Source organism: Sulfitobacter sp. G21635-S1, assembly GCF_027213915.1.
Lineage (GTDB): Bacteria > Pseudomonadota > Alphaproteobacteria > Rhodobacterales > Rhodobacteraceae > Sulfitobacter.
In genome coordinates, this window is record NZ_JAPWGV010000083.1 from 1 (window position 1) to 383 (window position 383).

Here is a 383-nt window from a genome sequence, read left to right on the forward strand (position 1 = left end):
CCCGGACCGGGTCACCAGCAAATCTGCCTCAAGCTGTCGCAAGGCCCGCACCAGCACGCGGCGGTCGGCATCCGGCAGGCGTTTCTGCAACAGCGGCAGATCTGTGATCCCTTCGGACAGTGCGACGATGATCGACGCTTTCCACTGCCCCCGCACGGTGTCCAGACCCGCGGCCAGGTCGCACCAGCTTTTCAAGGCATCACGGTTCTGGTGCTGCACTGTGCGGTAGTCGTTGGCGGCTATGTCAGAATTGTCAGACTGGCCCATGTGCATCTCTTCCGTAACTGTTCCCAGTAGCAAATAGGAGAGACGCCCATGACCAATCAACCCTTCCTGGGTCTGCATCACATCGCCCTGCGGGTGGAAGATCTGACTGCGACCGT

At 60.6% G+C, this 383-nt stretch carries 1 protein-coding gene; it reads right to left on the reverse strand.

The features are described from left to right. Positions 1-383, reverse strand: a 383-nt coding sequence (locus O4H53_RS27010) for a winged helix-turn-helix transcriptional regulator (RefSeq protein WP_269368096.1), incomplete at both ends; no start/stop codon positions are given.